A 10,412-nucleotide genomic window follows, 5' to 3' on the forward strand; every position below is an offset into this window, starting at 1 on the left:
GTTCCTTTATTTAATTCATCAGCAATAATTGAAACTGAGTTTGTGCCCTGATTAACAATCTTCTTATTCCCAATTAATATATTGAATGAATTATTGTTAACTAATTTTAATTGATTAAAGTATGAAAGATTTGTTTTGATAGTGTGCACGATGCCTGATTGAGTTTTAACCTCAACCTCTAAAATAAGCTTACCCTGGTTTGTTGAGTCAATAGAAACTTTAATTTTACCGATGGTTGAATAATTTAGTTTAGGTAATTTAATGTTCGTGTATTTTTCTAATGAAGATAGATCTTTAATCTCTTTGACAATTTCTTTTATTGTTTTTGATGGATCAACATTTATTTCGACATTATCATATGTATTTTTAACAAATGTTTCATTGACTTTTGCAACTTTCGCGAAATCAAGTTTCTTAAGACCATCTTTAAACGCCCCTACATATATAGACCCATCACTTGTTTGTGTTATAAAACCAGCCCCAACATCAGTTTTATCAATATCTTCAAGTTTCCCGTTTACAAGTTTCTTAAGCCCTTTATCATATGTCCCCACGTATATAGATCCATCACTTGTTTGTGTCATAAAACCACCCGTAACATTAGTACTATCAACATCTACAAGTTTCCCGTTTACGAGTTTCTTAAGTCCTTTATCATATGTCCCTACATATATAGACCCATCACTTGTTTGTGTCATAAAACCAGATCTTAGATCGGTACTATCAACATCTACGAGTTTTCCTTTTACAAGTTTCTGAAGACCACGATAAAGTGTCCCCACATATATGGACCCATCACTTGTTTGTGTCACAAAACCCCAGCCAACATCAGCTTTAACAACTTCTTCAAGTTTCCCGTTTACAAGTTTCTTAAGCCCTTTCTCATGTGTCCCCACGTATATAGATCCATCACTTGTTTGTGTAATAAAACCATTCTCAACACTAAGTGTTTCGTGTGCTTGATCTGTAGTCCCGTCAAGATTAACAAGTTTCCCATTCACAAGTTTCTTAAGGCCATTGGACTTTGTCCCTACATATATAGACCCATCACTTGTTTGTGTCATAAAACCACCCGTAACATTAGTACTATCAACATCCACAAGTTTCCCATTTACAAATTTCTTAAGACCATCTTTAAACGTCCCTACATATATAGACCCATCACTTGTTTGCGTCATAAAACCAGATCTCATATCAGTACTAACAACATCTTTTAATTCAGGTTTAACATTCGGAGCTACTAGCTGTGTTTTAGTTGTGCTTGTATAAGCGTTAATCCCATTGTTAATGCTAGTTTTATTTAAAAAACCAACATTTCTTTTGTTATTCGAATTGTTTATAAGGTTTGTTGTAACTATTGTTGGTATTGCAACTGAAGCAATAACTCCCATTGATAATATAAATTTCTTATTTTTTTTCATTTCTCTCCCTAGAGCCATTTTTATAAAAAAGAAATATGTGTACTCAGATATAAAAGAGATACACGAAATTGTTGGCGTTATAAAATTGGCATTTTTATTTTTTCTTAAGTTATATTTCTTATTCAAATTATTGAAGTGGCATGAAATATAACTATCCTTAATTCATTAATTAAATTTATTATAAGGAATATTTAATTGAATCTTGCATTGTAATTCTCAATCCTATAGAGAGAAATTGAGTCGAAATTTCAATTTTTAAAGGCATCCCTTGATTTTCTAATGTAAAATACAAAGTGTTTTTTTCGCAACAAAAGTGTTACTCAGGTGTTTAAAACATTTTTTGGCAATGAGTATGTTTAGTAATCGTGAAATGAGGAGAAATATTTATATAAAAAAATACCGCATAATTAATGCAGCACCTTATTTGTAAGAACGTTTTTCTCTTACTTTCCCATCTTCGCCTTTAAGTCTGAATTCTGATTTATTTTTTCTAGCAATTTCTTTACCATATTCAGCAGCTTCTTTTTGTGTAGCAAATTTCTTTAAAGCTTTTGCTGAACCAGTAGTCCTTACGGCTCATGATCCATCTTTACGTGGGTCAACCATTACATCTTTAGCCATACGCGCTCCCTTCATGTGTATTAATTCTATTAATATAATTTTAATATATTTTGTTGTGTTATACAAGAAAATGTTTTTGATAGTTACTTTTATTTATTTTGTAATGTATTCAACTTAGTAATGATTTGTTTAAGTTGAGTTGCTTCTTGATTCATTTTATTGGTATCTAAAATAATTTTTCTTCTTCATATTTCTATGTCGCTATCGATTATATTGAACTCTCTCCCGATTTTAGAAAGAATATCATTTGTTTCTTTTATTTTATCTTCGTTTATTTCTTTATCTTTTAAAAATTCTTTTTTCTTTTCACTTATTAAACTTTGTAAGTTCTTGGATGATGAAATTTTTCTTTTAATTTCCTCTATTGCTTTCGCAATATTTTCATCTATTTTTTCAAGCTCCTCTTTACATTTTTTTAATATATCTTTTGATTCAACCTTTTCTCAATGAGCGAGTGATTCTTTTTGTTTTTTAAGTCTTGAAATATTATTTTTATACGATTGTATATTTCTTAAATATATACCCTTATTTTTTATAAGTATTTGTTTATTCATTTCATATTGTTTAATCACTTGTTGCTCTTTTGTTAAGGTGGGTTTTTGTTCCAACTTTTGTTCTTTTTGTGTTGATTTAGAACCACAAGATATAGTTGCTACTAACGGTGATGAAGCAACGATTATTAATGTTCCTAACTTTAAAGTTTTATTTAATTTCATAAACAAATTATAAACTAACGACATTAAAAAAATGTATTGTAGAAACAACACATTTTATTAAATAATAATCAATTAAGCTAATCTAGCAAATGCACCCGCTAGTGCTCCGGCCATAAGTGGTCCAAGAACAGGTACTCATGCATATTTTCAATTTGCATTTGTTTTATTTTTGTAAGGTGTGAATTGGTACATAATTCTTGGAACTAAATCACGAACTGGATTGATTGCTCAACCAGTTACCCCGTGAGATACACCAATTCCAGTAACTACAAGCGCTACTAGTAAACCACCGATATATGGTGAAACAGTTCCGTGTTGTTTTCCAACAACAAAAATAACTAATACTGTTCCAACTAGAACAAGAGTTCCAGAAAACTCCGCAAATAAACTACTTAAATAACTTTTTGGTTGTGTAGTGTCTGTGCAATGAGTTCATCTTATAGTTTCAGCATCTTCTTCAATTGAATGTTTTCAATACATTGCAGTAACCATTAATTGTCCAATAATGGCTCCAACAATTTGACCACCGATTAATCCAAAGAATTGTGCAACAGCAGAAGAACCTGTGCCAAGAGCTCCTTGAACCGCCATTCCCATTGTTACCGCTGGATTTAGTTGTGCAGGTGCTCCAATTGCTTGGGCAACCATAACTCCAGCCAGCACGGCAATACCTCATCCAAACGCAATCATAAAAGCACCACCTTTAGATCCGCCGGTTTTCTTATAGAGAACATTCGCTACAACTCCATTACCAATTAATAGCAATATTGCAGTACCAATCATTTCTCCGACAAACATTTGTCATGTCATACTTCCTCCTAAATTGGGATTACCCCTACAATAATTATGAGCGTAAAAAAACACCGCATGATTTTAATGTGGTGTATACCAATTAGAATTAAAAGAATTTTGTCTTTACTTCACGATGGTAAAATCTTGGGTTAATAAAGAACTCTTCAACTAAATACATATCTTTTTCTTCGTTAAAAAATCTTCTTGAAATATGTAAACTTCTTTCATCATCAGTAAGTTCGAAACTCGTATATTCTTCGATTTCAAGTGGAGTGATATCCATTTCTGTTAAATTCAACAGAAGAGGTTTATTCTTATCGAAAGTATTGATATCAAATTTATCAGAACTTATAATAGTGAAATTTGTTGCTACAATCTCATCACCAACAAGATATTCTTTATCTAAAGAAGAAACACCTTCAGTTATCTTGGCCACTTTAGTATTAACTTTATCAGCATCTACGTTAAGCATTTTTCTAAAAGATAGGGGAAATAAAGCGAAGAAATTTTGTGCTAAATAAATACCTTTCTTTTCGCGAGCGTCTAATCAACCCTTACTTACAAATTCAGAAACAACTTTTGCAGCGGTTAATTTCGAAACACCAAATTTAATTGATAGTTGTTGGAGGGAGAAAATCTTATCACCTTCTTTTCATTCACCTGAAAAAATGCCCTTCATCAAATATCTAATTAATGTTTTCTTGTTGTTTGGTTCCATAAAACAATTATATATTAATAAAATATTAATAATGGGTCCAAATGCATTAGGTTTTTAAAATTGATTTTTTAAAATATACACCTATTACACATTTTTTTATAACCTATTTTGTTTAATTTAATGGTGGTATATACCAAGTTATCGGTAGACATGCCCAAGTATAAAACTATAATAATGGTGGAAAGAAAAAAATTTCAAGGAGAATAAAATGAAAAAAATATTAAACAACCCTTCAGGAGTAGTTTTAGAAATGATGGAAGGTATCGCAAATGAAAATAAGGATGTTGCAATAGACAAAGAATCGCAAACTCTTTATAAGAAAAATATCAATAAAAATAAAGTAAGTTTAATTTCGGGTGGTGGATCGGGACACGAACCTGCACATGCCGGATTTATAGGAAAAGGTATGCTTGATGCTGCTGTTTGTGGTGAGGTATTTACATCCCCAACACCTGACATGATACAAGGTGGTATGGAAAAAATAGCTAGTGATAAAGGAACACTTCTGGTTGTTAAGAATTATAGTGGTGACGTTATGAATTTTGAAGTAGCTAAAATGTTAGCAGAAGCAGAAGGTCAAGAAGTTGAAATGGTAATAGTTAACGATGATGTTGCTGTTGAAGATTCAACATATACAACTGGTAGAAGAGGTATTGCAGGAACAATATTTGTTCATAAAGTTGCTGGTGCTGCTGCTGAAAGAGGTGCGGATCTTGGAGAAGTCAAAAGGATCGCTGAAAAAGTTATTGCTAATACAAGAACAATGGGTATGTCATTAGGACATTGCATTACACCAGAAAGTGGAACACCTTCCTTCATTCTAAAAGAGGATGAAATGGAAGTCGGTTTAGGAATTCATGGAGAACCAGGGATTAAAAAAGAAACAGTTAAACCTTCAAAAGAAATAGTTAAAGAGTTACTAGACTATATATTGAAAGATATTGATTATAAAGATTCAAAAGTTGCTTTATTAGTGAATGGTTTAGGTGGAACTCCAATCATGGAACTTTACGTTGCTAATAAAGATGCATTTGATTATCTAAAAGAACAAGGTATTGAAATTGCATGAAATAAAGTTGGTAATTACATGACTTCACTAGAAATGCCAGGTATGTCACTAACATTAATGAAACTAGATGATGAATTAGAATCACTATTGAATGATGAAGCAAATGCGAAAGGATGAAACTAATGGCTAAGAAAGCACTTGAAATTTTTACTGAGATAAATAAAGAATTGTTAGAGAAAGAAAAATTCCTTACCGATTTAGATAATAAAATTGGTGATGGTGATCACGGGTTTAATATGAAAAGAGGATTTGGGTTTGTTATGGAAGCATTAGAACAAAAACCTGATATTGAACTTAAAGAAGCGTTAGCATTAACTGGAAAAATATTGATGTCAAAAGTTGGGGGAGCTTCTGGACCTCTGTATGGAATGTCATTCATTAAAGGTTCTAAAAACTTAGAAACATCTGACTTAAATTATAAAAACCTTGCAAAATTCGTTAAAGGTGCTTCTGATGCGGTAGAACTACTTGGTAAGTCCCACATTGGAGATGCTACTTTATATGATGTTTGAAGAAATCTTTCTAATGATATGGAGAAAAGCATTCCTAAAGAAGAATTAATTGAAAACATCATTAAATATAGGGATGCAACAAAAGAAATGATGGCATTAAGAGGAAGAGCTTCATTTCTTAAGGAAAGATCTATTGGAACTATAGATCCAGGTTGTGCCTCTTCCGAAATCATCTTAAGACACTTCTTGGAGGAGCTATAATGAAGATAATCCTTGTATCGCATGTTAATGCATTTGCGGAAGCAACGAAGGAGTATATTTTAAAGATGGTTCAATCGTCTGATGCATCTAAACTTTTCGCTATAGGAGGCGATACAGATGGAGGCATTGGTACTGATTACGAAAAGATAGTAGAAGTTATCGAGAGAGATGAAGAAGATACATTGATAATATGCGATCTTGGCTCAGCAGTTCTTTCTTCTGAAGCTGCGGCAGCATTGGTTGGAAATAATGTTCATGTATCTAATGGAAGTTTTGTGGAAGGGGCTTTTTCAGCTTCAACACTAATGTTTGCTGGAGCAGATTTTAAAAGCGTAATTAACGCAGCTGAGGAGCAAGTATTTAAAAAATAACCGGAGGGTTATTTTTTTACATCAATTCACAACTCCTATATAAATATTAGACTTTATAAAAAAACAAGTGAAGCAATTCACTTATTTAACTACAACCTTTTTATTATTTAAGAATTCAAAAGCATCTTCAGAAATTTCCAATACTTTTTCATGTCATAAATTTAACTTTCTAATTTCTTCAATGGTAAATCATTTAACATCCAATGTTTCACCATCGTTAAATTTGGACTCTTTTTCATTAGTCACTTCACAAACAAAAGCGACGGTAAAAGCGTTGACTTTATCTTGGTTGGCATATTCAATATTGAATTGCGAATAAATGCCCAACAAATCATAATTAATAGCATCTAAATTTGTTTCTTCTTTCAATTCTCTGATAGCAGTATTTGTTATCAATTCCCCATAATTAATACCTCCGCCAATTAAACCTCATTGATTTGAATCGGATCTTAATTGAAGCATTATTTTTGAATCTTTAAAAGGGATGATTGCTGCTGAAGGAACCATAATTTCATCATGTGTATTTAGTTTTTTTCTTATGTCCATGACATAATCTTTTGTATTTTGCATACTTCAATTATATAAGGGTCGTTGAATTAGTGAGGGTTAATTATTTCTTACACTAAGTATTTATTGCCCGGCCATTTTATTTTATAACTTCTTAGAGTTATAATTTAATTGTAAGAAAAGTATTGGAGGTAATGATGGTAAAAGCAAGAAATGTTACGCAAAAACGTGATGAAGATATTCAAAACATCCCAAATGGTCATGCGCATCTAAGGGCTATATATGAACATGAGTTCAAATGTATAAATCCTTCGTGTGATGCAGATTTGGTATTGTGTTCTATAAGAAGTTCTAATTTGGTTCCACCTTATTTTAGAACTATCAATTCTACGCATATCCAAAATTGTCCTGCCGCAAGAGATTCTGAGGGAGAACACTTTGAAGAGGAAGATTTAACAAAAAGAAGGAATGGTATGGCTGCTTTCAATAAGATATTGCATAACTTAACGAAAGTGGAACAAAAAGCTATTGCTAACTACAATTGAGCAACTAGAAAAGTAAGTGTTGATGATAGAAATGGTAATGAAGGCATTAGAACAACCGCTAGAGTTAAGGTTGGACCTATTCTATATGATGAAGACCTAGAAATGAGAGAGGGCTTTACATATAGGATTCAAGCGGAAGATATAAGAGATCACTACATCAATACAGATGAACGTGGTGGAAGATGAATCAACTTAAGTGAAGAAGGTATTTTAATACCTGAAGGTTCTATTCTATTTGAGGAAGATTATGTATCTGAGTTTGAAATTATAATCATTCCAAAATGAATAGGTGGTCAAAATTCAGAAAGAAAATTTATCATTGAATTTGCATGGATTATCAAACAAGATGGAGAACTTATTGAAACATACATAGATGGTAAAGTTGAAACTTATTAAAAATAAAAGAAAAGAGGGCATCCCTCTTTTTTCTTATCATTCAAAAAGCGTAATTCAACACTTGACATAAATAAAAATAAAAATTAGAAGTGATATAATTATTAAGAAGGAAGGTGGTAATAAAAATGGAAAAAGAAATCAAAAAGAAACTGATTAATATGAAGAAATATTATATATCGCTCATAACATTAACATCTATGTTCTTATTAATGTCTGTAATAAGTTGATCGGTTGGTGCTAAAGGAAAAACGGCGAATTTAATTATTGCTTCAATTAGTATGACAATATTCTTAGCTGCAATAGTGATAGTTGCTTTTGGATTGAAAGACTTAGCATTCTTAAACACTAACAAATCAGAATATAAATTAAAAATACAATTTATTTTATTAGCGATTATATTAGGGTTGTTATTAGTTAGAATGGGATTATCTGTTATGACCACATTAATTAATGCGCATCACACACCTAATCAAAAAAGAAAATCAAACATAAGTGATCACACATTAAGATCAATAGTGTTATCAACACAAATAATTTTATTTGTGTTTGGAGTTGGGATAATAACCTTATATGCAATAGCATTAAGAAAAATTTTGCAACTACTTAAGTCACAAACTATTATTGAAGAATAAAAATACCACTTTTAGTTGGTATTTTTTATTTTGTTATTATCAAACTTTTATTAAAGGATTAAGAAAACTAGTTGTAATAATGATTTTATTAAAGTCATGAGGTATTATTGTATTAAAGAATAATAATTAAAAGAGGTAATTATGAGAGTGAGATTAACGTATAAAAATAAGGTGGTTAAATGACCAGCTCTAAATACAAATGTAGTATTTATTGGTGATGAGTTGATTGATAAAGCATTAATAGCGAAAACATTAGAACAAGGAATATATAGTGTTGAGGAATTTCTTCAATTAGCTATTAGAAAAGAAATTACAGAGAAAGAATTTGATAATAAACTAACTCAAACTAATTTAGTTTTATTTATTAAGAGAGTCTTTAATGAATTTAATAAAACATTAGAAGAGTTATTCAGAGGTGAAGCAAAATTCAAGATAACTTCATGTGGGATTGATTCATTAGCTATGGCTAGAGAAATACGTCAAATAATCAATGAAGGGGATTTCGCAAAAGATATTACAATTGATGAAATACCTGCGGACATATTCTTCAAAAGAGCTATAACTTATATTTATTATGGATCTAGAATAGCAGAAGACAAAGAATATGTGAATAAATTTACCGAGCAAATTATAATGAGAGAATTAATTGAGTCTAAAGATGATACCGAGGAATTAATTAAAACTATGAATAATTCCCAAAATAACTTTTTCGTAACTACAAATTCCATTCCATTTGCAAAAGAATTCGTTTCTCAAGTTAAGAACTCTGAATTCATATTAATCCAAGAAACATCGAAAGGTATTCGATATATTAGGAATATAAAACAATTTAATGAATTTTGTAAAAGAAGTGAGAAATAAAAAAACGCCTTTATTAAAAGCGTTTTTTATTATTTTTATTTTATTCTAATATTTAATTTAAAAGGTACATCAACAATAATTAATGATCTGATTTAAAGTGGAAAATATAATTGGCGTTTTATATAATCCTCATTTCCTTAAAACATGATGATGTATTTGAAAAGTTGAAAACAATTTGGCGACAACTTTTCTGTTAGGATTTTTAATTATTTCATTCAAAGTTGAAATTTTATAGATAACAAATTATCATTAATAATTAAATTTTCTCTCCCATTCTAAGTTTTACCCTGGAATGCAAGATAGCGCGTGTTGAACATTTTTCGACTAAAGCCTAGTAAAATTTACAGTTTTCTAAGGTTTACAATGTCTAGTTTTTTAATCGAAAAATATTATTCAATATTAAGTGCTTTTTATAGAGAATTCACTTCCCCGGCCATCTCTATATTATTTTAGCATAAAAAGAGGATATAAAAAATTAAAAAAGTGTGGATATATGCATATTTAGTGAAAAAACAAACTTTTTCCATAAAAATATATTCAGTCCTTAAATTCAAGGAAATTCAAGGAAATTCAAGGAAAATTCAACCCTTGATCCTTGAAGTTGTGGGGGTTGAATTTTAGGAGTGATAGCTTGATTTTTTTATCTTTTAAAATATTTGGATTTTCTTACTTTTCAGGAAGAAGATGAGGTATCATTTCCAAGATGATTTTAAACAATGATTAAGTATTTTGTAAAAATGAAAAAGAAAAAACATAATTTCATAAAAAAATAAAATTTTTGAAAAAACTAAACAGTATTTAATGTTGGGCAGTCTCTAATGAAATGGGCACACACGGTCTCTAATTATATTGAGGGCGACATTCCTTTTTTAAAATTAAGATATTTATGGAATAAAAAAAACACCTACAGCATAAGGTGTTTATTATTTTATTAATGTGTGAATAGGAAAATTACATAATTGGCAAGTAACTGTTCCGATCTTAATGACATTTTAATATTTACTAAAATAGGATTACTGATAAATTAATCAGTTTTGGTTAAAGTTCTGA

At 30.3% G+C, this 10,412-nt stretch carries 12 protein-coding genes; 6 read left to right on the plus strand and 6 right to left on the minus strand.

Annotated features, from left to right (window positions below; all coding sequences use genetic code 4):
• The 5 genes from C4B25_RS03015 to C4B25_RS03035 form a co-directional block, all read right to left on the minus strand.
• Window positions 1-1,421 (minus strand): ligand-binding sensor domain-containing protein (locus tag C4B25_RS03015; RefSeq protein WP_210725173.1); only part of this gene is annotated, 1,421 nt, incomplete at its 3' end.
• Window positions 1,422-1,841: 420 nt separating this feature from the next.
• Entirely contained in the window at window positions 1,842-2,042 is a 201-nt protein-coding gene (locus tag C4B25_RS03020; RefSeq protein WP_131613578.1) for a DUF2188 domain-containing protein, read from the minus strand.
• Between the two features lie 89 nt (window positions 2,043-2,131).
• Complete coding sequence (locus C4B25_RS03025; protein ID WP_131613579.1) at window positions 2,132-2,758, minus strand: hypothetical protein; 627 nt, start codon at window positions 2,756-2,758, stop codon at window positions 2,132-2,134.
• 72 nt (window positions 2,759-2,830) lie between these two features.
• Window positions 2,831-3,568 (minus strand): MIP/aquaporin family protein, encoded by a 738-nt coding sequence (locus tag C4B25_RS03030; RefSeq protein WP_131613580.1) that lies wholly within the window; start codon window positions 3,566-3,568, stop codon window positions 2,831-2,833.
• A gap of 88 nt (window positions 3,569-3,656) precedes the next feature.
• On the minus strand, window positions 3,657-4,268 hold the full coding sequence (locus tag C4B25_RS03035) for a GntR family transcriptional regulator (RefSeq protein ID WP_131613581.1): 612 nt from the start codon (window positions 4,266-4,268) through the stop codon (window positions 3,657-3,659).
• A 208-nt stretch (window positions 4,269-4,476) separates the two neighbouring features.
• Here C4B25_RS03035 and dhaK point away from each other — a divergent pair, with 208 nt between their 5' ends.
• The 3 genes from dhaK to C4B25_RS03050 are packed head-to-tail and all read left to right on the plus strand — an operon-like array spanning window position 4,477 to window position 6,421.
• Window positions 4,477-5,460 (plus strand): dihydroxyacetone kinase subunit DhaK, encoded by a 984-nt coding sequence (dhaK, locus tag C4B25_RS03040; RefSeq protein ID WP_131613582.1) that lies wholly within the window; start codon window positions 4,477-4,479, stop codon window positions 5,458-5,460.
• Window positions 5,460-6,050 carry a dihydroxyacetone kinase subunit DhaL gene (gene dhaL, locus C4B25_RS03045; RefSeq protein WP_131613583.1) on the plus strand — a complete coding sequence of 197 codons (591 nt, stop codon included), beginning with the start codon at window positions 5,460-5,462 and terminating at the stop codon, window positions 6,048-6,050. Before dhaK ends, dhaL begins: the two co-directional genes overlap by 1 nt.
• Window positions 6,050-6,421, plus strand: coding sequence for a PTS-dependent dihydroxyacetone kinase phosphotransferase subunit DhaM (locus C4B25_RS03050; RefSeq protein WP_131613584.1), 372 nt, complete (start codon window positions 6,050-6,052; stop codon window positions 6,419-6,421). The genes dhaL and C4B25_RS03050 overlap by 1 nt, the downstream gene beginning before the upstream one ends.
• Before the next feature lie 81 nt (window positions 6,422-6,502).
• Here the strand turns inward: C4B25_RS03050 and C4B25_RS03055 are convergent, their stop codons facing one another.
• A complete protein-coding gene (locus C4B25_RS03055) occupies window positions 6,503-6,991 on the minus strand; it encodes an NUDIX domain-containing protein (RefSeq protein ID WP_131613585.1) in 489 nt (162 codons plus the stop codon).
• Between the two features lie 131 nt (window positions 6,992-7,122).
• On the opposite strand from C4B25_RS03055, the gene C4B25_RS03060 reads away from it, so the two are divergent.
• The 3 genes from C4B25_RS03060 (at window position 7,123) to C4B25_RS03070 (ending at window position 9,362) form a co-directional block, all read left to right on the plus strand.
• The gene (locus tag C4B25_RS03060; RefSeq protein ID WP_131613586.1) at window positions 7,123-7,869 is read left to right on the plus strand and encodes a hypothetical protein; all 747 of its coding nucleotides are present in this window, start codon (window positions 7,123-7,125) and stop codon (window positions 7,867-7,869) included.
• A 125-nt stretch (window positions 7,870-7,994) separates the two neighbouring features.
• Window positions 7,995-8,501 carry a hypothetical protein gene (locus C4B25_RS03065; RefSeq protein WP_131613587.1) on the plus strand — a complete coding sequence of 169 codons (507 nt, stop codon included), beginning with the start codon at window positions 7,995-7,997 and terminating at the stop codon, window positions 8,499-8,501.
• Window positions 8,502-8,642: 141 nt separating this feature from the next.
• On the plus strand, window positions 8,643-9,362 hold the full coding sequence (locus C4B25_RS03070) for a hypothetical protein (protein WP_131613588.1): 720 nt from the start codon (window positions 8,643-8,645) through the stop codon (window positions 9,360-9,362).
• Window positions 9,363-10,412: the final 1,050 nt, after the last annotated feature.

Source organism: Mycoplasma todarodis, assembly GCF_004335995.1.
Lineage (GTDB): Bacteria > Bacillota_I > Bacilli_A > Mycoplasmatales > Metamycoplasmataceae > Mycoplasma_K > Mycoplasma_K todarodis.